At 62.8% G+C, this 25,129-nt stretch carries 19 protein-coding genes; 10 read left to right on the top strand and 9 right to left on the bottom strand.

Annotation, left to right across the window (positions count from 1 at the left end):
• Positions 1 to 745: 745 nt before the first annotated feature.
• From G473_RS0110660 to G473_RS0110620, 9 genes are read left to right on the top strand one after another with little or no spacing between them, the layout of a single operon-like run.
• Positions 746 to 1,252 (top strand): Hcp family type VI secretion system effector, encoded by a 507-nt coding sequence (locus G473_RS0110660; RefSeq protein WP_084437907.1) that lies wholly within the window; start codon positions 746 to 748, stop codon positions 1,250 to 1,252.
• Positions 1,253 to 1,282: 30 nt separating this feature from the next.
• Complete coding sequence (locus tag G473_RS0110655) at positions 1,283 to 1,759, top strand: hypothetical protein (RefSeq protein WP_029013085.1); 477 nt, start codon at positions 1,283 to 1,285, stop codon at positions 1,757 to 1,759.
• Positions 1,756 to 3,615 carry a type VI secretion system baseplate subunit TssF gene (tssF, locus tag G473_RS0110650; protein ID WP_029013084.1) on the top strand — a complete coding sequence of 620 codons (1,860 nt, stop codon included), beginning with the start codon at positions 1,756 to 1,758 and terminating at the stop codon, positions 3,613 to 3,615. Before G473_RS0110655 ends, tssF begins: the two co-directional genes overlap by 4 nt.
• Positions 3,579 to 4,610, top strand: coding sequence for a type VI secretion system baseplate subunit TssG (gene tssG / locus G473_RS0110645; RefSeq protein WP_029013083.1), 1,032 nt, complete (start codon positions 3,579 to 3,581; stop codon positions 4,608 to 4,610). Before tssF ends, tssG begins: the two co-directional genes overlap by 37 nt.
• 20 nt (positions 4,611 to 4,630) lie before the next feature.
• Entirely contained in the window at positions 4,631 to 6,049 is a 1,419-nt protein-coding gene (gene tssK / locus G473_RS0110640; protein WP_029013082.1) for a type VI secretion system baseplate subunit TssK, read from the top strand.
• Between the two features lie 28 nt (positions 6,050 to 6,077).
• Positions 6,078 to 7,031, top strand: coding sequence for a type VI secretion system protein (locus G473_RS0110635; protein WP_029013081.1), 954 nt, complete (start codon positions 6,078 to 6,080; stop codon positions 7,029 to 7,031).
• On the top strand, positions 7,028 to 8,389 hold the full coding sequence (locus G473_RS29220; protein ID WP_029013080.1) for a DotU family type IV/VI secretion system protein: 1,362 nt from the start codon (positions 7,028 to 7,030) through the stop codon (positions 8,387 to 8,389). The genes G473_RS0110635 and G473_RS29220 overlap by 4 nt, the downstream gene beginning before the upstream one ends.
• Before the next feature lie 7 nt (positions 8,390 to 8,396).
• Positions 8,397 to 9,620 (top strand): hypothetical protein, encoded by a 1,224-nt coding sequence (locus tag G473_RS0110625; RefSeq protein ID WP_029013079.1) that lies wholly within the window; start codon positions 8,397 to 8,399, stop codon positions 9,618 to 9,620.
• A 23-nt stretch (positions 9,621 to 9,643) separates the two neighbouring features.
• Positions 9,644 to 10,330: a hypothetical protein gene (locus G473_RS0110620; RefSeq protein ID WP_029013078.1), complete on the top strand. Its 687-nt coding sequence runs from the start codon at positions 9,644 to 9,646 to the stop codon at positions 10,328 to 10,330.
• Here G473_RS0110620 and G473_RS0110615 read toward each other — a convergent pair.
• The 8 genes from G473_RS0110615 to G473_RS29210 form a co-directional block, all read right to left on the bottom strand.
• Positions 10,297 to 10,902: a DUF4123 domain-containing protein gene (locus tag G473_RS0110615; protein WP_084437903.1), complete on the bottom strand. Its 606-nt coding sequence runs from the start codon at positions 10,900 to 10,902 to the stop codon at positions 10,297 to 10,299. The genes G473_RS0110620 and G473_RS0110615 overlap by 34 nt on opposite strands.
• A complete protein-coding gene (locus G473_RS0110610; RefSeq protein ID WP_029013076.1) occupies positions 10,899 to 11,957 on the bottom strand; it encodes a hypothetical protein in 1,059 nt (352 codons plus the stop codon). The genes G473_RS0110615 and G473_RS0110610 overlap by 4 nt, the downstream gene beginning before the upstream one ends.
• Before the next feature lie 9 nt (positions 11,958 to 11,966).
• Positions 11,967 to 14,714: a type VI secretion system Vgr family protein gene (locus G473_RS29215; protein WP_051330136.1), complete on the bottom strand. Its 2,748-nt coding sequence runs from the start codon at positions 14,712 to 14,714 to the stop codon at positions 11,967 to 11,969.
• A gap of 76 nt (positions 14,715 to 14,790) precedes the next feature.
• Complete coding sequence (locus G473_RS0110600; protein ID WP_029013075.1) at positions 14,791 to 15,312, bottom strand: Hcp family type VI secretion system effector; 522 nt, start codon at positions 15,310 to 15,312, stop codon at positions 14,791 to 14,793.
• Positions 15,313 to 15,395: 83 nt separating this feature from the next.
• Positions 15,396 to 18,074 (bottom strand): type VI secretion system ATPase TssH, encoded by a 2,679-nt coding sequence (gene tssH / locus G473_RS0110595; protein WP_035706498.1) that lies wholly within the window; start codon positions 18,072 to 18,074, stop codon positions 15,396 to 15,398.
• 58 nt (positions 18,075 to 18,132) lie between these two features.
• Entirely contained in the window at positions 18,133 to 19,599 is a 1,467-nt protein-coding gene (gene tssC, locus G473_RS26315) for a type VI secretion system contractile sheath large subunit (protein ID WP_035706496.1), read from the bottom strand.
• Between the two features lie 26 nt (positions 19,600 to 19,625).
• On the bottom strand, positions 19,626 to 20,111 hold the full coding sequence (gene tssB, locus G473_RS0110585; protein ID WP_029013073.1) for a type VI secretion system contractile sheath small subunit: 486 nt from the start codon (positions 20,109 to 20,111) through the stop codon (positions 19,626 to 19,628).
• A 59-nt stretch (positions 20,112 to 20,170) separates the two neighbouring features.
• The gene (locus G473_RS29210) at positions 20,171 to 20,803 is read right to left on the bottom strand and encodes an OmpA family protein (protein WP_051330135.1); all 633 of its coding nucleotides are present in this window, start codon (positions 20,801 to 20,803) and stop codon (positions 20,171 to 20,173) included.
• A gap of 220 nt (positions 20,804 to 21,023) precedes the next feature.
• Here G473_RS29210 and G473_RS0110575 point away from each other — a divergent pair, with 220 nt between their 5' ends.
• Complete coding sequence (locus G473_RS0110575) at positions 21,024 to 22,724, top strand: type VI secretion system contractile sheath domain-containing protein (protein WP_029013072.1); 1,701 nt, start codon at positions 21,024 to 21,026, stop codon at positions 22,722 to 22,724.
• Here G473_RS0110575 and G473_RS0110570 read toward each other — a convergent pair whose 3' ends face one another.
• The gene (locus G473_RS0110570; protein ID WP_029013071.1) at positions 22,725 to 25,115 is read right to left on the bottom strand and encodes a hypothetical protein; all 2,391 of its coding nucleotides are present in this window, start codon (positions 25,113 to 25,115) and stop codon (positions 22,725 to 22,727) included. It abuts the gene before it with no gap.
• Positions 25,116 to 25,129 lie beyond the last annotated feature (14 nt).

The following is a 25,129-nucleotide window of genomic DNA, read 5'->3' as shown; positions in this document are numbered from 1 at the left end:
GGGTTACGAAGGAAAGATCACCACCTCCCAGTTCCCTAATCTTATTCACGATGGTTTCATTTCTGCCCGCGAACCCTCTATGTTCGCCGATAAAAATGTAAGACCCACCTTGTTTTATATAGCTTTCAGCGGCAGAGAAACTGTTCTCAAAATCACTGAATCGAAGATCCCAGACTTGGCTGAATCGTGCTGAATCCTGTGGTAATTCCGAAGATATAACAACCTGATACGATAATTCCCCCATCGTGTCGCGGAGCCCGCCCACCCATTCCGGGATGGGAATATTGCTTCCGCCCGCACGATCTCCATGCGTCAATATCAGGATATCAGCCGATGCGGGCGTTCCCGCTCCGATCAAACCGGCCATCCCCAACAGAACAAGCAAACGGGCGGCCTTCTTGCCGATACGCTTCTTCATGCCCCTACCCCACACCGATCAATGGATGCGGCGCAACATCTCATCAACCCAACGGAATAAAAAGAGGCACAAATAAACATTAACGAATGTAGAAAAATAAATCCGAATTACGTTGCATAATAGCAACTTGATTAAACTTGAATTCATGACTATACTTGTATTCTGATATTATTATAAAATAAAAATTTATATTCATCAATATATGAAATTTATAAAATCTACGTTGACGCAGATCGCATAACCTATAAGTTATAAATAACTTCTTTATTCCACATAATATTCCGACTGGCGCCGCCAGCATTCGGCGGGATCGCGCAAGGATTCGCCATGTCCCATAATGCGTTCCTGAAAATAGCCGGCCTGGAAGCCCAGACCGTTGACGCGCAGCACCCCGGTGCCGTGCGCCTTTTGGGATTTGACCATGACCTGGAACTACCCTCCATCGGCAGCGCTGGCATGTCGGGTCTGGAAGGCAGCGCCGGGCGGACCCAGCATGGTGACTTCTGCTGCATCAAGCGGATCGACGATCTGTCGCCGGCCCTGGCCCATGTCTGCTGCACGGGACAGCACCTGCCGGATGTCACCGTGTCCCTTTGCGATACGGCCAACAGCCGCGATGTGTTCATGCGCTACCAGCTTCGCGACGTCCTGGTGCGGCGGGTCAGGCCACGCCTGGCCCTTGCCGATGGCTTACAGGAAGGAACCCAGCCGGCGATGGAAACGATCCATCTGCGCTACCGCGCCATCGCCTGGACCTACAGCTTTGTCGGCAAGCTCCAATCTATGGGCACTGTCAGCTTCTCCTGGGATGCCTGGACCAATCTGCCGCGTTGACGCCTCCCTTGCCAGCAGGACCACCGGCCCATGCCCCGCCTTGATCAAGCACTTTCCTTCCCTTCGCTGCTGCATCGGCTGACCAATCCTGAACGGGCGATTGATGCCGGCATCACGGATCACAATGGCGTAGAACCAGCCGCCCTTTTGGCAGCAGAAATCACGATGGTGCTGACCCAACCCTGTTTCCTGCCCCCTGACAAGGCCGCCGGCCCGGCCTCCCGCCACACGGCACCATTCCAGGCCTTGCCGCTTCCCATCACGCCCGGCCCCTATACCGCCGCCGGGCTGGAGGGGCTGCGCCGTCAGGTGCTTTCCCTGCTGAAGGGGGCGGAACCGCGGCTGACCGCCCTCACGGTTACGGCTTATCAGCATCAGGACGAAGGGGGACTGGTGATTGAAGGTCATGTGGGTATTCCTCCCCGCCCCCTGGCCCTGCGCCTCCCGCTTTGGCCCATTGCCGGTCCTGTCCGGGTAGAACCAATGGGTGAGGACAGGTTGTCATGACGGATCGGCTGCTTGTCTATTACGAGCGGGAATTGATGACGCTGCGTCGCCTGTCGCGGCATTACGCGCAGCAGCACCCCGCCGTGGCCGGCCAACTGGAATTGTCCGGTGATGGCACCGCCGACCCGCATGTGGAGCGGTTGATCGAATCCGTGGCCCTGCTGGCCGGACGCCTGCATGGCCGTATCGATGATCAATATGGGGAGGTTCTGGAAGGACTGGCGGCACAGCTTTTTCCCCATTTCACGCAGCCGGTGCCATCACGCCTGATTGCGCAATTGGTGCCGGCAGCAGATGGCCGGGGGGGATGCCTGCCCAGGCACAGCATGGTGGAGGCACGCCCCCTGACGGGATCGAAACTGATGGAGGGCTTCACCTGCCGGTTTCGCACGGCTTACCCGTTGGAGCTTTCCCCTGTCGCCGTGCGAACGAGCGTAGTCCGCCGGGCAGCTGCCTATGGCATGCCGCTTCCCGGTGATGCCAATCTTATCCTGCGGCTGGAACTACAAGCGCCCCCTGGTCGCTCCCTTCGGGAATTCGCACTGGATGGGATGCGGCTTTTCATTGATGCCGATCCCCAGATTGCAGGCCGTCTCTATGATCTGCTGCTGGCGGCGGATGGTCAGGTGCGGTTGGCCGGTGGCCCGCAGCCACAGGGCGTACCCGCCCCAGGAATCAGCATCCAGCCCGTCGGATTTGACGGCGATGACATGGCCTTTGCCACCGATCCCCGCATCCATGCCGCCCATGGGCTGCTGTTTGAATATTTCCTGTTCCCCGACCGCTTCCGCTTCATTGACTTGAAAGGGCTGCCCATTCCGGCGGCAGAGGAAAGCAGCCTGGACCTGCTGATCCCGTTGCGGGAAGGACGGGGGGAAGAATGGTGTGACCGGCTGTGCCGGATGGTGGAGGTTGGAACATTGGCCCCCAACTGCGTGCCCCTGGTCAACCTGTTCAGCCGCCGGGCAGAACCGGTCCGGCTGGATCCGGCCCGGCCAACCTATCCCGTAGCCCCCGATCTGCGCCGGCCATGGGCCTATCAGGTCCATGCCATCCAGGATGTAAAACGGTTGAAGCAGCAGGGAGCGGTGACGGAAGAGGAAATCCTGCCCCTGCATGGCGACCATCATGCCCGTAAACAGGCCCCCCCGGTAAAGCGCCGAACCTACTGGGTCGCCGCCCCCGCCACAGGGCCGGATATGGAAAGCGGGATCGAAATCCAGCTTGTCGAGCCAGGACGGCAGGCCGAGAGCCAGATCGGTGACATGCTGGCCATCGGTATCCTTTGCAGCAATGGCGATCTGCCAAGCCGCCTGTCCCTGGGTAGCGACAGCGACTTTACCGGAAGCGGTGGCGCAGGGATACGCCTGCGCGCCCTGCGCCGGCCATTGCCGCTGGTGCCGGCGCCCATCACCCCGCTTGGGGACCGGCAGCGCGGCTGGCGCCTGACCGCGCATCTGGGGTTGAACCGATCCAGCCTGCTGGAAGGTGCCGGCGAGGCCCTGCGCCAGATGCTGCGGCTTTATAATATCCATGATCCCACCGCCCAACCCCATGCCCGGGGAGAGATCGACCGCCAGATCAACGCCATCCGGATGGTGGAAAGTGAAGCGGTGGTGGATCTGCTGCCCTTTCGTGGCCGGCAGGTCGCCTGCCGGGGGACTCATATCCGCATCACGCTGGACGAACAGGCCTTTCCAGGGGAGAGCGCCAGCATCTTCGCCCATGTGCTGAGCCGGTTCCTTGCGCTTTACGCCGGGGCCAACAGCCATGTCCGCCTGACCATCCAATCCAGCCAGCGCGAAGGGGCGCTTCTGACATGGCCGTCCCGTCCGGGCATGATGCCAGCCCTTTGACCAGTACCCTGTCTGGGACGCCGCATCGGTTCAGCCTGTTTCAGGCGGTGCGGCTTCTGCTTCGGCGCCAGCCGCGGGAGGAGGCCATGCGCGCAGACATGCCCGCGCCGGTGCGCTTCCGGATAGCACCTCGGCTGGGTTTTGCCGCAGCGCCCGTCCAGGCGATCATGGCTGATGGGAACAAGCCGCCAGTCATTCTTACCAATATGCCCGGTCTGACCGGGCAGGCGGGCGTGATGCCACGCCCCTACAGCGCCTTTCTGTTGCAGCGGGACCAGCGGGAAGACACGGCGGCAACCGGGTTTTTCGATCTGCTGCATGAAAGGCTGCTGTGGCTGGAATACAAGGTCTGGGAACGCACCGCCTTCGCTGTCCTGGCGGAACGGGGGGCCGGCCTGGGGCCGCTGATGGCGGCGCTGGCCGGGCATCTCAGCCCCACCACCCCTCAAGGTGAGGGGGGAGCAAGCCCGATCCCGCCGGATTGTACCCGCTATTTCGCGGGTTTGATGTCGCATAGGGCCCGTTCCGCCAAGGGGCTGGCGCAAATCCTGACCGCTGTGCTGGGTGTGCCAGTAGCAGTGGCGGAGTTCACCCACACCCAACCGCCCACCCCACCCCATGCCCGCACCCGCCTGCTGCCGCAGGGTCGGCACCAGGGGCGGCCCGGCCTGGGGCAAGGCACGATGCTGGGCGCCCGCATGCACGATATCCAATCCGCCCTGACCATCCAGATCGGGCCCCTGGAACGCGCGGATTATCTGCGCCTGTCGGGAAACGGGGCGCCCGGACGGCTGCTGGCTTTCGCGCGGGATTATCTGCGTCTGGGCCTGGATATCCGCCTGCGCTTCATCCTGGCCCAGACGGTGCTGCACCCCCAGCGCCTGGGGCCAGCGGGGGAGTTGCCCTCCCGGCTGGGCATGGTCTGGCTGCGCCGGCACCCCAACCGCGACCTGTGCGACGACCATGTCATGTCGCCGTCCACCACCATCATTTGACATCAGAGGGGAACCACCGCATGTCCGTCGGCCGTGCCATTTTCTGGAACGAAGGGCTGTACCTCACGCCGCAGCATTTCCAGCGTCAGGACTGGCACCAGCAACAGCGCCTGCGGGCCTGGATGCGCGCCGTGGCCCCCGATGGCTGGGGCGTGGCCAGCCTGTCACTGCGCGCTGCCGCACTGGCCGTCGGCACGCTGGAGGTGGCGGCCTGCGAGGTGATCACGCGAGAAGGCACCCTGATCCGGGGGGGTGTTGATGTCGCCGATGGCAATGCGATGCTGCCAGTGCGCCAGCTTTCCGGCCAACGGGGCGGGGCGGGCAGCATCAGCCTTTACCTGGCCCTGCCGCGCGCCGACCCCGCCGCCGCCAACATCCTGGATGAAGAGGCGCTACACCGCCCCAACACCACGCCCCGCCGCTTCATCCGCCGGCACAGCGACCATGCCGACCTTTACGAACCCCAGGCCGGCGACAAGGCCATTATCCATTATGCCGACCATTATGTACGCCTGATCGTGGACGGCGATCCGGAAGCCGCCGCCCTCGCGGATTGGGAATATCTGGAAATCGCCCGGCTGGACCTGAAGGCGGATGGGGCGCTGGTGCCAGCGGCGGGATTCATCCCGTCATGCCTGCATATCGCCGCCTCTCCCGCCTTGCGGCAGATGGCATCGGACCTGCGCGACTTGATCCATCAGCGCACACGGGAATTTGCCAGCCTGAAATCGGAAGCCGTCGTGCAAGGCCAGGCCAGCCGCAGCCAGGATGTGATGCGTCATGTCATCCTGCTGGCCTTGAACCGCGCCTGGGGCAGCCTGTCAGTCATGATGGAGGATGAAAAGGCCCATCCCCGCCAGCTTCACCATGCCTTGCGGCTGATCCTGGCCGAACTGTCCACCTTCACGCCCGATCTGGATGCCCTGGGCGATATGCCGGGCCGGCAAGGGACCACAGAGCGGATCACCTATGACCATGGCGATCTGACTGGCAGTTTCACGCCCCTGGTGCAGATGATCCGGCGGATCGTCACCGGACTTTCTATCAGCAATGAGGATGAGGTGCGGCTGGCCTATGACGGAAGAGCCTTTGGTGCCGCCATCCCACCTGCCTTTTTCGGCAATGCCCATGCCCGCTATTACCTGCTGGTCGATACCGCCCTGGCGGAAGAACAGCTTCAGACCGCCCTGGTGGACCATGGCAAGCTGGTGGAAGCAGCAGCCCTGAACGATGCCATCGCCCGCAACCTGCGTGGCGTGCCGCTGAAGCTGCAAAGCGCCCCGCCGGGAGACCTGCCACCCCGCGCCCACACCGTCTGCCTGCGCATCGACCAGACAAACCCGCTCTGGCAGCGGATCGGCCAGACCGGACAGATCCGCTACATGGCCGATGCGCTGGCTGTGGACGACATGGTGCTGCTGGTCCGCACCACCGGTTGATCCCCTTATGATTGAAGGACATCCTCCTATGCAGGAGCCCAGCATTCCCCCCGTCGGTGCCGAAAATGGCGACGTGCGGTTGTCCCGGATGGAAAGCATCATCAAGGATGAAGCCAAGCGCCTGCGCCGGGCGGGACCGAGCCGTGACGGCACCGATCCGCTTTACGACAAGCCTTGGTTCCTGATGGCCGGCACCCAGGCCGACCGGACAACCCATCTTCTGGAACAGGCCCGCGCCGACAGCCCCGACCATGCGGCGATGCCGGCAGATGGAGCCGGCTGGCGCTGGTGGCACCTGCGCCAATGCATCATCATCGAACTGGCACATGACCTGCTTTGTACCAGTGATAATCCGCAGGCATGGCGCCAGATGGAAGCGGCAATGACGCTGCTGCTGGAACGCCGCCGCCACCGACCGCTGGATGGGCTGGTGATGGTGGTTTCCGTGCCCCTGAGCGATCAGGAAGCGGAACGACTGGGGCGGCATATGCGCGCCCTGGCGTTTGAGGCGCGGCAGACATTGGGCATGAATATCCCGGTCCATCTGGTGGTGAGCGGTTGCGACCGGTTGCGCGGTTATGAATGGTTCTTCGGCCATATGGGACGTGACAGCGCCCAGCAGGCCCTGGGGCACCGGTTCGACCCGCCGATCAGTGGTGGCACCGGTCCCGCCGCCTTCACCATGGCCATGGACAGGCTTCTGGAGCGGCTGCACGCCTTGCGCCTGGGCTATCTGTTAGAAGCGCCACAGGGACAGCCGCCCCTTGAGGCCTGGCTTTTTGTGGAGGAGTTCAGCGCCCTATGCACGGCCTTGTCCCGGCTGGTGGATATGCTGGTTTCCGATAGCGCCGCCACGCGGCCCGCCTCGCTCCGGTCGGTCTATTTCACGGCGGATACGGGCAGCCATCCCCATGTCGGCGATGCCTTCACCCGCTTCCTGCCGGCTGACGCCCCGCTGACCCGCCGGGAAAAATCCAGATGAAAACACGGCTAATCTCCCTATTCCTGCCCGCCATCCGCCGCACGCTGGCGGTTTACGAAATGCCCTCAAATCAAAGGCCGGCCCCTACAACCCTGATCGCAGAATTGCGTGGTCTGCTACCCGATCCGAACGCACGGCATGATCCCGCCAGCCGCTGGCCACAGGCCGATATAAAGGAAGCCACGGAGGCGATCGTCGCCTGGATCGACGATCTTTTTGGTGTTGATCATGCCTGGTGGCCGCAGGAAAACCGGCTGCAAAAGGCCATGTTCAACGTGAACAGCCTTGGCGATGATTTTTATGAAAAACTCCATCAGTGCCCGCCAGAGAAGCGGGAGGTGCGGGAGGTGTATTTTACCGCGCTGGGCCTAGGTTTTGCCGGCACTTATGCCATCAGCGATCCGGACGGGCGCGGCGGGCATGTGAAGCGGGAAAAACAGAACCTTGTCCCTAGCTTGCCGACGACGCCCGTTGCCGGCACCAGTATCATCGGCGGCCATCATATCCACAGCCAGCCCTATGACATTGCCAATCCACCGCCCCACCCGCCAGTGCGCCGCGCGCCGCTGTGGCCCTATGCACTGGCAGGTCTGGCGGCGGTGGCGTTGTTGGGGGCGGGACTTTTCTGGTTGCTCTATGATCCAGCGGGCGATCTACGCGCCCGTGTGGCCGATGCGGTCACGGGCCTGTCCTGCGCCCATCTGCAAACGCGGCTGGATGAAAAGCAGGTGGTTCATCTGGAAGGTTATGGCCAGAATGCAGCCCAGTTATCGGATCTCACGCGACGGCTGGAAGCAATCCAGGGCGTCACTGCCGTGCGCAGCACGGCGACGGTCGAACCGCCACCTTATTGCACCCTTCAACAGGTGCTGGACACCGAGACAAATGCCAGGGGCGGCATCCCCGCTATCCTGATTGCCGGTGGGGACAGGGCCTTTGCCGATGGGGCGGAACTGTCCATGAAAGTCACCACGGGGGCGGGCGCAGGCTATCTGACCGTCATTGGCATCGACAGCGATGGAGCGGTCGCCCATATGTACCCCTATCCCCATGCCGACCGAATGGCGGAGCCGGCCGCCGTGCTGGCGCCCGCCACCGATATAACGGTTGCCAGCCCGGCAGCGGAACGCACCGCCGATGATGAGGTGGGCTTCACCCTGCCGGCCGACCGGCTGGGCCGCAACCTGATCGTGGCCCTCTGGTCCCCCCAGCCCCTGTTCCCCACCGCCCGGCAGAATGAGACGGTGGAGAGTTTCATTCCCGTCCTGAAAACACGGCTGGCCGCCCTGCGCGCCGAAGGCGTGACGGTACAGAGCAACCGGCATCTGTTGCAGCTTGCCACGCCGGCAGCACCGTGAGGGCGGGATGGAAAGCAACCTGATCCTGACCATCTGCCTGTTGCTCTGCCTGCTCACCGCCTTTGCCGGGGGCGCCACCCAGGGCGGTGCCCTGCTGGCAGCAGCTTTGGGCGCCGGCCTGTTGCCGGAACGGTCGCTGCTGCTGCTCTCTGCCCTCGCCATCCTGGCAGGTGGAGTGCTGGTTGGCGCACCGGCCCTGCTGATGCAGAAGATGGCAATGCTGCTGCCCGCGACGGCGATACCGGCCATCATCCCGGTATCACATATCGCCCTGTGCCTTCTGGCTGGACAGGCGGCCTGCCTGCTGCTGGCCATGGTGACCGGGCGGACCCTGCCCATGCTGGCACCGCTGGCAGCGGGAAGCTTGGTCTTGTCCCCCTTTCTGACGGCAATGCCGGCCCCCGATGGAATGGCATGGAAATGGTTGGCGACGTCGTTCGTTCTGCCCTTGCTGCTGCTGCCCTGTGGGCTGGCTTTGGGCCATCTGATAGATGGCATCCTGATGCGTCGGGTGCGCCCGCGTGACCGGCTGGCCTGGATATTACCGCTGGAAATGGGGGCGCTGGGGGCAGCGACGCTTGCGCTGGCCGGAACCATGGCCGGTTTATCGGGATCGGTGCTCATCACCACAATGGGTGTCGGCTTTTCGCTGCTGACCTTGGGGCAATGGGTCGCCATCCGGCACCGCCCCTTCTGGGTTGCCAATGATCGGGCGGGGATCGAGATGGCGCATCGGCCCCCGGCCATCGCCGCCAGCCTGATCCTGGCGGGGCTGGCGACACCCATCGGCCCGCTTGCCAGTGTGGGGCTGCTGCTGCATGTCGCCCAACGGCAGGCGCACACGCAAGGTCTGGCAGGATTCCTGGCGGGTACAAGCGGAGCCGCATGGTTGATGCTGGCGATCATCCTGACTACCGCTGCCGGCACCGTGCTGGCCGGCTACCGCACCGCCCATCGCCTGACAGGTCGGTTGGGGAAGCCGGGTGCCGCGGGCGCCATATTGATTGCCGGGACGACCCTGGCCGGCCTGGCGCCGCTGGCCCTGCTGGGCATGCCAATCAGTGCCGGACCTGCGGCAGTGGGCGCCGGGGCAGGCATAGCCATGGCCGGACGGCAGAAGGGTGCCGCCTATTTCATGCTGATCATGCTGGCGGAATGGTTGGGCCTGCTGGGGCTGGCAGCCCTGGTTACCCTGGCCCTGTTCGGTCTGGTGCGGGCCATTACCGGCTGATCGCAGCGATAAGGGGAAATGACATGCTGCATCTGTTGGGTTGGGTGGAAGGGGAGGCCGGGCGCCTTGTCCTGGCCGTCACCGCCATCATGATATGCGGGTTGACCGGCTTTATCCCTCTGCACCGCCTTGCCACCTTCCGGGGCCTTGCCGTGGACCCGTCTGCCCAGGCGCCGCCCTTTCGCTGGTGGCCATCGGGACGGCGGGGGCAATATCTGCTGGCCGGTCTGGCGGCCCTGGTGATCCTGCTACCGGGCCTGGCAGGGCTTGCCGTTTTCCAGCGGCAGAATAGCGGCCGGGCCGCAGACCAGATGCGCCAGGCGCTGGAAGAACGCCTGGACCAGCAGGCGCAGGCCCATGCAGCCGCCCTGGAAGCCCAACGTCAGAGCCATGAAGCAGCAATGGCGGATCTGCGCGACAAAACCCGCACCGCCGATCAAATGCGGGCCATGGAACAACGCATCACTGACCGCGAGCAGCAGGAAATCATCCGCGCCTATGGCGACCGCATCCAGGTGCTGACGGCAGATAATGCCGGCCTGCGCCAGGATGATGCGGTGCTGCGCCGGCAGATCGCGGCATTACTGACGCTCCTGACGGAACATGGCATCCGCCCGCCTTTGATCGAGCCACCGCCCGCGCGGCCACCCCTTGCGGATTGGCAGCCACCGGCTGCTCAGGCCCCTTTATCCGGTAAGGGCGGCCAGTGACGGGATAGCAGGCCACCGCCCGGTCGCTGGCCATAATGAGCCAGCCCGCCATCCGGCGCGGGCAACCACACGCCGTCCACCGGCCCCAGGAAAAGCTCTAACCTTTCTGGCGGACAACTGGTCAGGAAAAGGGGCAGCACCCGCGCGTCCCAGAAGCGGAATATCATCGTGCGCTGGCCAATCCCGTCCGGGGCTGGCAGGCTGTGCAGGACGAAACCGGCCAGATGGCGGGCCAGATCGCGCGGTGCCCCGCTTGCCGTCAGGAACAAGCCCCACCCGCCCTGCCAAAGGGACTGCACCAGATCCGCCCAGTCCGGTCGTTCTGCCGCCACCGGCAGCAGGTAGGGGCTGACATCCCCCAAAGCCTGCGCCATGCCGCCCTGGAACAGCGAGAAGGGTTGGGTATCAACCGCCAGCCGTTCCAGCCACGCCATCGCCTCCCCACCCCTGGCGCTATCCAGCAGCAGATAGGCACGCTGCTCCCGCACTGCGCCCAACGGCCATAGGTGGCCATGCAGGACCTGGGGCAGTGGCATGTCACCACTGCGATAGAAATGCGTGCCCGCCATCATGGATCCAGTGGCACAGGACGAAGGCTGGTCACCGCTATTTCAAAGGCCCGCCGGTTGATGGCCCAGGCCTCCAGGGAAGCATCCGGGGGCGGGCTCAGTAAAATCAGGCTGAAAGGGGCAGCATCGATCTGGCCGCGCGCCGCCAGCAGGGTCAAGGCCGCACCCTGGCGCCCTGCATCGCGCTGAGTGACCGTGGCGATCCCAATCGGTGGCGCAGGCCGGCTTTCGGCTGCGATCTCATAACCATTATTCACCAGCTTGGCGATGCTGATATTTTCCAGCGCCGCCGCATCCGCACCGGGCGCCCCCCTGACCGCCAGCATCAGGCCAGATGGCGCGCCATCCCCCCTTGCGGCGGTCAATATCAGGGCCGATCCACCTGCCGGATAGTCTGGCGAGGCTACCACCCGCCAGGAGGTCGGCAACCGGAAAATCACTGGTGCCACGCCTGCAAGCACAGGTTCCCCCATTGGTTCGGCATCAAGATTATGGGCCGGTACAAGGGGGCGAAAATGGCGGACGGCCAGCAAAGCCGGCTCCTGTCGGGCCTGAACCAAGGTGGGATCACCAGCCTGAAACCGGTAATCCAGCAGGTACAGCCACGGCCCGTTGCGAAGGGCCATCATCCGATGCAGCTTCCGGGGTCCGTTGCTGGTGGCGCTGCCGGCCAGCATATCGCCCACCTGCCCCTGGGCGCTGGGTACCTCCCGCATTTCCAGCACATCCAGATGTTGGGAGGCGGCCCAGACGCGCAGCCAGTCGGCGGCATGGATTTCCCGCACCAGCAGCGCACACCACACCACCAGTTCCGCCCCGGCGGCCTGTCCCATGGCCCCTTCCACTGCCGGTCGGAACAGGGCCAGCGGCTGGACCGGTGTGGTTTGGTCCGGCGCCTGTCCACCCTGGGGCAGATAGACCCAACCCTGCGGCACTGCCAATGTGAAGCCCAGCCCTGCGGGCTGCCCCTCCTCCACCGTCAGCTCGATATAGGCCGCGGCGATGGAGGCCGGGTCGGATAAGGGCGTGGTCAGCAACTGATATTGGTTGTCCATCATCACTTTCCGTCAGGGGCCTAAAGGGCGCTCTGTCGATTGATAGGGCGGGCCAACGCTGAGGTCGAGGTCGCCGCCAATCCCGAGGGCGGCCGCAACCTCACCCGCAACCCCCACATGATAGCGGCCGGACTGCAAATCCTTGACGGCATGGAAACTGCCATCCACACCAACGCCCGCCTTCGGGCTGACCGCTCCCCGGATACTCAATTCCCTATCCGTGAAAGGCAATGGCAGGTTGATCTCACCCTTCACTGTCCCTTCCGCCGCCTTTGCAGTTGCCCCAAGCGACCCCATGATACCGCTGAAACGGCCATCGGAACCGATCAGCATGCCGCCCCTGGCTTGTGCCGTGAGAAGCTTGTAGCCAACGTTGGTCTGGGCGAAGGGATTGTTCGGGTCAGAGCCAACAGCAACGTTTATGGAATGGTCCACCTTCGAGGCTTCTGCCGAAAATTGCCCACCGACACCCTTTACAGCCCCGACACTGCCCTTCACCTTGCCAACATTCGTCGATAATTTATGTTGTACATGTACCAGGCCATCAAAAAACGAACCGGACTGGGTCAGCGCCGCCAGACCAAACTCAACCTCTCCTTCCGCCCTGCCCAGCCACCCTTCGCGGGTGATCTCGCCTTTGGTCTTGGTATAGATCGCGTCCACATTGTCGGTGCCGCCCATCCGCCATGTTTCATCCCATGAAAAGGATGGCGGATCTTTTGCCGCCGGCACCTCGCAGAAGGCAGCGCCCTGGTCAGCGGCGAGGCGCATGGCATCAGCCTGGCGAACCGCCCAGCCGGTCACCCGTTCCCGCACAACCGACCGGCGGCGATTGCTGCTGCCAACACGGCCGGCGCGGTCACCGGCGGCACCATCGGCCGACAGCGGCACCATTGGCATGGCGTGCAGCCCCGCCGGGCTGCCACCGCTATTGATATAAACCTTGGGCCCCTGCAGGACGATGCCGGCGGGGCCGATGCTGATGAAGCTGCCGCCAACGCGCAGGCTGATGGTGCTGCCGGCCTCCACCACCCATTGGCTGCCCACGCCCAGCGCATAATTCTGCTCCACCAGATCATGCCGCTCGCCCTGCACATGGATGGATTGGGTGCCGGCGACACGGGCGCTGCTATCCCCATTCACGGTGGCGTGATGTTCACCGCCAATGGTTTCCATCCGGTCGCCGCCGACCAGCAGATGATGGTTGCCACCGGTCTGGGTGCGGGCCGTGGCCTGCACCTTCACATCCAGATCGCGCTGGGCATGCAGGAAAACCTGTTCCCCACCGGCCTTATCCTCAAACCGCAATTCGTTGAAGCCGCCGCCGCCGGGGGACGAAAGGGTCTTGATCCAGGACCGGGTGCGGTTCTGTGGCAGGGCATAGGCGGGCATGGTGTCGGCATTGCCGATGCAGCCGACAATCAGGGGCCGGTCGGGATCGCCCTCCAGAAACAGGACCACCACTTCCATGCCGACGCGCGGCAGGAAACTCTGCCCGAAACCGGCACCGGCCCAGCCCTGGGCCACCCGCACCCAGCAGGAGCTATGGGCATCGGACTGGCCCAGCCGGTCCCAGTGGAATTGCAGCCGTACCCGGCCATGGGCATCGACATGCACCTCCTCTCCCGGTGGGCCGACGACAAAGGCGGTCTGCGGCCCCTCCACCACCGGTTTGCGGTGGCGCCGTTCAGGGCGGAAGGGACGGCTATTATCCATGCACTGGAAGTCATTGGCATAGGCGGCCCCGCCATCGCCCAAGTCCCAGTTGTTCCGTGCCTCATGCCGGACAGAAAGAAGGGTATAGGTGCCATCGCAGCCAGGATCGGGATGGCCCTGAAGGGTGAAGCGGCCACCGGGATAGAAGGCGGGATGGTTGCTGCGGCCGCCATGGATGGATCGGCTTGCTTCCAAGGCCTCCATCCGCAAGGCACCTTGTCGCTCCCCCTGCTCCCCATCCGGATAAAGGCCGGGGAAATCGTAAAATTCCAGCGCCCCGGTTGCGCCCATCGGGTCGATAGTGCGGGTGCGGCTGGTCAGGTCGTGACGCGGCGTTTCAAAATTGAAATCACGCAGCGTCACCTGTGCGGGCATCACCGCATCGCGCGCCCACCAGTCCGATATGGCATTGCGCGTATCGGTCAGTTCCGCGCGCTTGAACATCATCACGTCACCACCCTCCACCGGGCGGTGGATGGTGGGCGCGTCGGCGATGATCAGCCGATGGGCATCAATCTGATGCTCAAAGAAGAAGAAAATGCCTTCTTCGGCAAAAAGCCGGGCCAGGAAATCATAGCTGCTTTCCCGGTATTGGACGCAATAGACCCGTTTTGCGTAACTGCCGGTCAGGGTGAACTGATAATCCGTGAAACCCAGATCGCGGAAGATGGTCTCCGCAACGTCCGGGACCGCCATGTCTTGGAAAATGCGGCAATCCTGGTGGCGTGACAGCAGCCAGAACCAGGGCACCAGCGTCAGCGTATAATGATGGACATGATCACCCTGCCCGTACCCGCGATAGGTGATATCCCGGATACGGGCATGGAAATGCCGCTCCGTCTCCCCTTCCATACGGATGGAGATGACGGCGGGGGTGGCGATCAGGGCAGCAGGATCGGGAACCCGCATCTCCGCCAGACAATCGACGGTGAAGCTGAACAGGTCGGAGACCGCCTCCGTCCCCGTCAGCGACCGGACCTGCAGCCCATCCGGGCCCAGCAGCGTATTCAACCGCAAAAGGCGGCTTTGTTGCAGCCGGTTCATGCCGTATCCAGCAGGCGGGGGCGACGGAGTGCCCGGTGACCGGCGGGTCACCGGGGCATTGGAGACGGGTCAGGCGTCAGCTCGGCTGACCGGGATTATCCCAGCTATCGCCGCCCATGGTGCTGGCCAGCACATGCTCCCACTGCACAGATTTGTAAGAAAAGGAGATTTCCTCCATATGCTGGATATCGGCCACGTTCTTATCCAGGCAGTTCAGCATATAGGCGTGATAACCGACCACCAGCGCATCATGGAACGTATGGGTGAAGTAATTCACCAGCTTGCCATCCTCACCGGTGCGGAACCATTTGATGCTGATTTCCTCAATGCTCTCGCTGGTCGCCAACGCCTGACAGATCAGGGGCGAGGTGCGGTCGAAAATCTTGGTGATGGTGAAACCCGGATGCTGGCGCAGCCCTGTCGGCTGCCCATTCTGGATATCGACCGGAACAAACAACTTGTGACTGAAAGCCTGAACCTGGATTTCATCGGGATGATCGGATTTCGACATCCGACCCACACTTTGCGGTGTCATCGCGCCAGAGGCGATAGCACCCTGCTTGACACCACGGATCGTCATATAGGCGGGAACGGCCATGTCTGTTTCTCCAGTCAATTCAAATGGTGGATGGATGAGGGGTGGCTCCGCCCGGCGGCCTGTGAAAGCCTGGCGCAGCCAGGTCAGGACGCGGCGGAGAAGGTGAAGCAAAAGCCATCCTCCCGATCATGGTCGATCAGCAGAGGACCGGGTTCCTCCCCCCGCCCCATCATTTCCAGCAAGCGGCGGGACAGGGGGGAGATGATTGTGGATTGTAGAATGGAGTCGGCATTACGGGCACCGGACTGGCCATCCAGACAGCGCGCCACAACGGCATCGACAGCACGATCGCTGACCGTCATGGACAAGCCATGCCGTGCCGCCAGCCGGGCCGCCACCTTGTCCAGTTTCAGCCGGACGATGCGGGCCATGTCCTGCGGGCGCAGCGGATAGAAGGGCACCACCCGCATGCGCCCCAGCAGGGCGGGCTTGAAATGGGCGCGGAGCGCAGGGCGGATCAGCTCGGTGAGCTCCTCCGGGCTGGGGCGCGTGCCCTCATCCGCCACCTGCTGGATCAGGTCGGTGGCGAGGTTGGAGGTGAGGAACAGGATCGTGTTGCGGAAGTCGATGCTGCGACCTTCCCCATCATTCAGCCGCCCCTTGTCGAACACCTGATAGAACAGGTTCAGGACATTCAGGTCCGCCTTCTCCACCTCGTCCAGCAGCACGACGGAATAGGGGCGCTGGCGCACCGCCTCCGTCAGCACGCCGCCTTCGCCATAGCCGACATAGCCGGGCGGGGGACCGATCAGGCGGGAGATCGTGTGCCGTTCCTGGAATTCCGACATGTTGATGGTGACCATGAAACGCTCACCGCCAAACAGGTGATCGGCAATGGCAATCGCGGTTTCCGTCTTGCCCACCCCGCTCGGTCCCACCAGCAGGAAGACGCCCAGCGGCATGGTCGGGTCGGCCAGTCCGGCCTTGGCCGTGCGCAACCCTTCCTCGATCACCTGAAGCGCATGGTCCTGACCGACGATCCGGCGGCCCAGATCGGTTGACAGGGTCAAAAGCTTGCGCAGATCGTCCCGCAACAGCCGGCCCATGGGGATACCGGTCCAGTCGGCAATCACCTGCCCGATGGAATGGGCCGACACTTCATGGTCCAGCAGGGGGGCGTCACCCTGCAACTCGGCCAGGGACCGCAGCAGGTCCGCCATCCGCGCCGCACTCTCAGCCGCGACCGGCCCTTCGCCGGCCAGCATGTCGCGACGCAACTGGATGATGGCATCCACCACCTCCCGTTCCGCCTGCCATTGCGTTTCCAGCCGTTTGCATTGGTCGGCCTGCTGCGCCCGTTCCCCATCAAGGGCGGCCAGCCGCGCCGGCGCATCGGCCATGCCCAGGCGCAGATCGCCCTCCGCATCGGCCCTGGTGCGGTCCAGCAGGGCCAGCCTCTGTTCGGCGGCCACCAGCAGCGCCGGGCGACCACTCAACCCCTGTTTCACGCGGGCACATGCCGTATCCAGCACGCCAATGGCCTTGTCGGGCAACTGGCGACCGGCAATGTAGCGCGCGGAAAGGTGGGCTGCCGCCTCCAGCGCATCCTGGCGGATATGGACATGGTGCGCCGCCTCAAAAACCGGCTTCAAGCCGCGCAGAATCTGGATGGCCTGTTCTGGCGACGGCTCTTCCAGGCGCACCAGTTCAAACCGCCGGGCCAGGGCGGCATCCTTCTCGAAATATTTCTTATATTCGCCCCAGGTGGTGGCAGCGATGGTGCGCAATTCCCCCCGCGCCAGGGCGGGCTTGATCAGATTGGCCGCATCGCCGCCGCCCGGCACATTGCCGGCCCCGATCAGCATATGGGCTTCGTCAATGAACAGGATGATCGGAACAGGGGATTGCTTGACCTCCGCCAGCAAACCGTAAAGCCGGCGCTCAAACTCTCCCCGCATGCCAGCTCCAGCCTGCAACTGGCCCAGGTCCAGGCTCAACAAAGCCTGACCTTTCAGAAAGTCGGGCACATCGCCGCGCGCCATGCGCAGGGCCAGCCCTTCCGCCAGCGCGGTTTTACCCACGCCCGGCTCACCCACACATAACGGGTTGTTCTGCCGCCGCCGGGCCAGGATATTGATCATCTGGCCGATTTCCGCGTCACGGCCAAAAACCGGGTCAATAGCGCCAGCCCGCGCCCTGGCTGTCAGGTCAGTGCAGTATTTCGCCAGCAACGGGCCCAGGGCCGCCTCGCCTTGCCCCGGTGCCTCTCCGGCTGCGACGGACGGCGGCGTCTGCGTGCTCGCCCCCTCTTCCTGCGCCGGCAAGGCCGGTGGTTCCGGCGATGTGGCCAGCACCGCCCGCAATTCCACCAGCAGGTCACCGGCTTCACAACGGGTGAACAGGGCGCGGTGCGGGCCGGGGCCGATCAGGTCCGGGTCCAGCAGGCTTCCCGCCACCAGCGCGCCGGACCGGATCATATCCGTGCCCAGCACCATCTCCGACACGCGGGCGGCCCGGCGCAGCCAATCATAAAGGCGACCGGGAAAGACGGGCGGGCGACCATGGTTGCCGGTCGGCAGCCCCTCCACCGCCTGGCGCAAGGCCAGCCGCATTTCCGCCCTGTCCAGCCCCAGATGGTCGATCAGGGTATGGAAATCGCCCTGCGTCGTTTCCAGCAGGGCCAGCAATATATGCTCCGGCTCCACCCGGTAATGGGTGCGGGAGACACAGAGGCTTATCGCTGTTTCCAAAGCGGAGCGGACATGCGGGCTCAATCGACGGATGAGCGCATCGCCGTTCTGCTCCTCCGGTTGGGTTGGCATGATGCCCCGCCTGGGAAGAGGGTAAAAAATAAGGGGTGAAGGCGCGTGAGGGACGCGCCTATTTGGTCTTTTCCAAGCGTCCGGTCAGGGAAATGGTGAAATCCGCCCCCATATATTTGAAATGGGGGGTAATCCACATACCAACCGTGTACCAGCCGGGTTCATCCTCCACCTCGGACACGGTGATCTTCGCATCCCGCAGCGGTTTCCGGCTGCGGATTTCAGGCGACGGGTTGGGCATGTTGGCAATGTACTGGCGGAGCCACTCGTTAAGCTCCTTCTCCAGCGACACCCGGTCCGCCCAGCCGCCCAGCTTTTCCCGCTGCAGAACCTTGATGTAATGGGCAATGCGGTTGACGATGAACATATAGGGAAGCTGGGCGCCCAGCTTATGGTTCAATGTCGCCTGCCGCCCTTCGGATGTGTCGCCGAAAACCTTGTTCCGCTGCGGGGAATTGGCGGCCACAAAGGCGGCATTGTCCGACCCTTTGCGCATGACAAGCGAAATGAAACCCGCCTCCGACAATTCCAGGTCCAACCGGTCGGGGATCAGGATTTCGGTCGGGACCATCACCTCTTTCCGACCACCTTTCTCGTACCGATGCAGGATCAGCTTATCCACTTCACCGCCGCTATTGGGGCCAATGATATTGGGGCACCAGCCCCAGCGGGTGAAACTGTCTGTCAGGCGGGTACCAAACGCGAAAGAAGCATTGCCCCAGAGATAGGGGGTTTTGTCGGGTCCGGCATTTTCCCGATAGCGGAAGGATTTGGTAGGGATTTGGTCCGGGGAATAGGGGCGGCGCAACAGGAAGCGCGGCAACGCCAGGCCGACATAACGCGCATCTTCGCTATCGCGGAAACTGTTCCATTCCGCATATTTCACATCATCATCAAAAATGGCGCGGATATCGCGTTGGGCCGGCAATTCGTCGAAGCTCTTGACGCTCAACAAATCGGGGCTGGGGGCGGCGATGAACGGGGCATGCGCCATGGCCGATACTTTGGCGATGTTGCGCAGAAGGTTCAAATCACGCGCACCACTGCCAAACGTGAAATTGCCCAGGATCGCCGCCACAGGATCGGCACCGCGCTGACCAATGCCCTGGCGATAAATCCGATAGTAGAAATCCGATTTAGTGACATCGGCATCCGCACCAACGCCGCCACGCTCAAAATCGGCAATCAGATCATCCTTGGATACATCCAGGAACCGGATGAAAACCCGCCCAGCAGCGCGGAAATCCGTGCGATCCAGCAGGAAGCGGAGGCCACGCCAGGCCGCCTCAATCTCCTGGAACTGCGGTTGGTGCAGCACCGCGTCGATCTGCGCCCCGATCAGGTTGTCGATCTCCCCGATCAGGCGGTCGACGACATTCACGTCAACCCGCGCATCCGCCAGCTTCTTTGCTTCCTTGTCCTCCAGGACTGTTTTGATCAGAAGGGTGATGTTCTTCCGGTCGCGATCCTGGAGATCATCGGTCGACTGGTTGGAATTCTTCAGAACCTGATCGATTGTGTACATGAAAAATCCTCTCGCCTATCGACGGATCACATATCCATTTCAGAAAGGATGCGGTCGCACAGGTCGGGATCATTCACGATGCCCTGGATGACCTTGCGGAAGCTCTCCTTGTTCGCCAGCGGGCCGCGCAAAGCACCCAGCGCCGCCCGCAATTCCAGCAGTTTGCGCAGCGGTTCGATCTGCGGGCTCAACTGCGCGACCAGTCGGTCGGGCGTAAAATCTTCCAGCTTCTGGATATTGAGGGTGACATCGTGGTTGCTACCGTCCCCACGCAGCGCGTCGGGCACGGAAAGGGACAGCTCAATATTCTGGCTCTCCATCACCGCGTCGAACGTGTCGGGGTTGATCTCGACCATCTCGGGGATATCCCGCACTTCCCCTTCCTGACGGGGGGTAAAGCAACCCACGGGCACCAGCAGCAGCGGCAGTTCCTGCTCCGCCTTCTGACCGTTGGTTTCAGTCGTATATTTGATGTTGATACGCTCGCGCGGTGCGACGGAAACATCGGACATGGCACAAGGCTCCTGTCAGCCAGGGAGGGGACAGCATCGGGAAAATGTTTTTCCGCCGGTCAGGAAGACGTGTCCGGGGATTGCGGACGGAAAACGACACGGCGATTTTCCGCGCGCGTCGGATCATCCGGGAAAGCCTGCCGGGTTTCCCCCATGGCTTTCACCACCATATGCTCTTTGGGTACGCCGGCAGCCGCCAGCACCTCCACAACGCCAGCGGCGCGACGTTCCGACAGGATCATGTTGGCCTCGGCGGGCCCGCGTGAATCCGCATGGCCTTCCAGTACCCAGCGGCAATTCCGCCATCCGGGCGACTGCATCGCCTTCGCCAGATCCTGGGCGAACCGCCGCTGATCGTCATTCAACGCCGTGATCTTCGTCGCGAAGACAAGAATGGTGGAAAAGGCGGTAGCGCTGCATTCTGCTTTTTCCGCCACAACCGGTGTAACACCGGACGGGACAGGAGGCTTGCCGACATTGCCGACCGGCGCCATGGAATGGGCCTGCCCCAGATTCACATCTGCCAGCCCCGGGGGGAGTTGGGCCTTGGGCTTGCTGGCCAGACGGAGGATTTCCTCCGCACTTTCAGTCCCATTCAGCATGGGAATGGCCTCGCCATCTGCCCGCGTTTGGGCTCCAGCCATTACCGGCAGCGAGAGCATCAGCAGCCCCATCGGGGCGCCCAGCAGCATGCGGGGCAACGCCCTGCAAAGCATGGGAAACATTCCACTCTCCCACAACCATTCGACTTACCTCGAAAACATAGCAAACCAATGGTCATGAACAAGGGTATTAATTCAACTTTAATAAAATTTATACTAGTATTCATTTTCGAATACTCTATTAAACGATCTTTTTGATTTAAAAAATCCATATAAACAATAATAATGCGGCACTAAAAATGGGGACGAGATGACCGCTTACCCCTTCACCCAATCCACCTTGCCGGGAGAAGCCTTTATCGGCGACCGGGTACGTCTTTCCACCCACGGTGTCCCGGAATTGCCGGCGACACGGGCCAACATGCCCTTGGTGATCGGGGTGATTGCCAATTTCTCTGCCCGACCGGCCGATGGCGGTGCGCAGCAACTGTGCTTTGACGATCTGGCGGCATATCGCGACCTTGATGGCTGGATGGCGCATATTGCCCCCCGGCTGACGCTGACGCTCCAGCCCCCGCATCTGGAAAAAGCGCAATCGCTGATCTTTGCGCCGGAACGGCTGGCGGATTTCCACCCCCAGCGCATCGCCGCAACAGTGGAGCCGCTGCGACCACTGGCAGAAAGGCGGGCCGCACTTTGTCACTTGCGTGAAGGAACAGCGCTCACCGCCAGCACGACAGAAATGGATTTTGAAATTGGCAGGCTGGATCAGGAGTTGGGATATTGGCTGGAAGCGATCCTGCACCATCCCGCGTTCCAGAAACTGGAAGCGGCATGGCGCAGTCTGGCCTATCTGCTCCAGGCTGCGGGGCGGGATGGCAGCGTGCGCATCCATTGCATGGATTGCCATGTGGATGATTTGCAGGTCGATCTCTGCGGGCCCTATCAGGGGCCCACGCATGCTGATGCCATCTCTGCCAATGAGCGGGAAAGACACCTGCGCCAGAGCTATCTTTATAAAGCGTTGTACGAGACCGGGTTGGGCCAGTCCGGCGGCGACAGCTATGGATTACTGATCTGCGATCACCCGTTCGGCCCTGGTGATGCGGATATGCTGCTGCTTGACCAGATCGGGCGGGTCGCATCCCAGACTTTCACCCTTTTCGCCGCTTCCGCCGCCCCCTCCCTGCTGGGCTGCGATAATTTTGCGGAGATCGGTGATCAAGGCGGTCTCCCCGCCAGCCCGACGGGGGAGCACTTTGAGGCCTGGGCCAGGCTCCGCATGCAACCTCACGCGCAAAATCTGGCCCTGGCCCTGCCGCGCGTGGTTTTACGCGCGCCTTATGGCCTGCCTGGTGCCGAGCCTGCCTCCTGCTTTTACGCGGAAACCTGTGCCGTACTGGAAGATTGGCTTTGGATGTCGGCGGCCTTCCCCCTGGCTGCACGCGCCATCACCGCTTTCCGCCGCTATGGCTGGTGCGCCGCCATGACCGGGCTGGGGCCCGGCGGGCGACTGCCACCACCCGTGTCATTGCATCATGAAGGCGGGCTTGGCACACCGCGTCCACCTTTGGAACTGGTGGTGACACCAGAACAGGCCCAAGCCCTTTCAGCAATGGGGCTTGCCGTGCTGGTGGATTGCCATCTGGACCCGCATCTGGCCTTCCTGTCCGCCCCCAGTCTGGCCGGCAGTGCCTCTACCGTCCCGCACATCCTGTGTGCCGGACGGTTCGGCCATCTGATCAAACATATTCTGCGAGAATTAATTGGCAAGTCCTGGACAATCGAGCGGGTGGAGAATGAACTGAACCGCTGGCTGCAACAATATATCGCCCATCCAGACAATGCCTCACCCGACATGCGGGCGGCACGGCCGCTCCATTCAGGCCGGATCGAGATGATCACTGACGGTGATACCGGCCCCGACCGGTTCCAGGCCCATGTGACACTGGGCCTGCATTACCAGTTCAACCCATACGACCCGCCGGTCCGGCTGGGTTTGCGGCTATAGTCAGCGAAGGGGGATCAGCCAGACCTCCGCCACCTGCTTACCCCGGCCACTGCCCCCCATGCCAGGGGGCCGGGTCCATTGCAGGGTCAGACGGCCGTCCCGCGTGGCAGAAGCCGGAATGTCGAATTCCAGCGTGGAGGGATTGCCTGGGCGGGACAGGGGAGTGTGGATCTCGGTTACGCCATTCGCGACCAGCCGGATCGGCAGATGATAATCCTCCCCGCCATAGGTCACGCGCAGACGATAAGGGATGGTCGGATCCAGATCCTGATAGGACAGGGTCAGCGGACTGTCATACAGGGTCTCCCCATAGGTGACCCAGGACAGGCGCCAGCCACTATCCGGCGTCACATCGGCAATGGAATGCACCGCCGTTGCGAAGAATTGCGGGTCGCCCTCGGCTCCCACGCCGCGAACCAGATGCGGTGATCGGGCGGGGTCACCCAAATCATCATAGCGCGTGCCGGCAACCGGCTGCTCCCAGTGTAAAATCTCATCCAGCATCGTCCGCCGCGCCGGCTCATCCGGTTTCGCTTCGATGGCATTAAACCACCGTTCCAGCCAGACCCGGTTGTTCAAGGATGTATCCACCCGATCCAGATTGGCCCCCCGCTCCCAATGCGAAGCGCCGAAACGGGAAACACTGAGTTGCAGGCCAACATGATCGAACAGGCGCTGCGCCAGGGCGAACAAGCGATCCCGCAAGGCCAGGGTTTCGCGATCATCCGGTGCAGCCAGGGCGGCACGCGCAGCCTTCAACGCGGGCTGGGTGCCGATAGTGGCGGCTTTTCTCAAGATATCCAGGGAAGTCGCTTCCCGTTCCGCCTCTGCCACGGCGCGACGACGGGCATAGGCGTCATATGTCGCGCGATAGAGCAGGCTTTCCCAACGCCAGTTGCCGGGCGCCCCCCCCTTATCCAGTGCCTGAAAGCCCTGAAGCGTGGCATTGATGCCGGCATTGTCCCGGATCGGCCCCCGCCAGTTGCGCTCCAGGTCCAGGATCAGGGCGGCGGCACGGTCCATATGGTCCTGACCAATGCGGGGCCCGAGGAAGTAGCGAGCATAGTCGCGCAGGATGGAATCCGCACCGGTGGCCGTCGACCAGCCCCATTGCGACCACAGCATCTTGTTCACATCATCCGTCACCCCTTCGGAATAGGTGACAAAGCCGGTGAAAAGCGGCTGAAAATGGCGATAGATCACGCCCATATCCACCGGGCGCGGGCTGATCGGCTCCCGCCCTTGCAACAGCGCAAAAGCCGGGTCCCAATCCGCCACCGGGAACTGGGCGTGCAGCGTATGGCCGATATCGGGATAGGCCTGGATCGGGTAGCGGGCGGGGATGCGCGCCCGCTGCTCCGCCATCGGGTCCCGCGATTGCGGGCCGATGAAAATGCCTGTCAGCCAGGGGGGATTACGGTCCAACTGGCGGTAAAAACCTTCATAACCGGCTTGGTCGAAGCCCTGGGTGGAAACCCAAAACTCAGCCTCTGAGTGATACTGGCGCAGGATCGCCGCCATCTTCTCCAGCAGGGGAAAAAGAAGGTCCGGCGGTGTATGGCCGGGATCGCCGCCGGGGACATAGAGACGCTGGATGGCGGGAAAGCGCTGGATCAGCGCTTCAAAATCCTTCAGTTCCGCCGCCACCTGCGCCGGGTCACTATAATCAGCACGGATGACCGGGTAATAGAGATCAAAATCCAGACCATATTTCGCCAGGATGCCGGCAATGCCGATGATGGTTTCATCCGCCGGGGCGGGGAAAAGCGGGCTTTCCTTCTCATCATCGGAAACAGGCGCAATCACCTGGATGGCATTGGTGCCGAACACCGCCAGATCGCGGATTTCCTGTTCAAACTGCGCCAGAGTCCAGGCGTCATAGGTATTGTTCTTGAAACGATAGCCGATCTGATGGCTGCGCACCGTCTTTTCCGGCGTGGCGGTGACATTCAAGGGCGCCGCCAGCACTGCCCGACCGGGCTCCATCGCCAGCGCGCGCAGCAGATGGCCGATACCATACAGCACGCCGCGCGCATCATGCCCGGCGATGGCGATTACCGGGCGGCCCTGGTGGGTGAAGGTGCGCACGGCATACCCTTCCCGCCCCCACGCCGCCGGGGCCGTCCAGTCATCACGCAATGACGCCGGCAGCAGGGTGCCCATCTGCGCGCCCTGCCCCACCACCACCAGCGGCCCGGCGCCCGGTTCCCCCTGTTTCCAGGCAATGCCTGTGCGCTTGGCCACCTCCTCCACCAGCAGCGCGACCGCCGCTTTTTCCGGCCCGCTGGCCGGGGCGGTGACCAGGGTAGCGTGGGTCAGATCCAGGCTTTGGGCTTGTGCCGACGTTAGGGGCAACAGCCAGAGCAGGGCGAACAGAAGCAGCAGGCGCATGGCAATTTATCTTC

It is taken from the genome of Niveispirillum irakense DSM 11586, from assembly GCF_000429645.1.
In the GTDB taxonomy this organism is placed as follows: Bacteria; Pseudomonadota; Alphaproteobacteria; order Azospirillales; family Azospirillaceae; genus Niveispirillum; species Niveispirillum irakense.
Note: the sequence above shows the minus strand (reverse complement) of the source record. Positions and strands in the feature narration are given on the sequence as shown.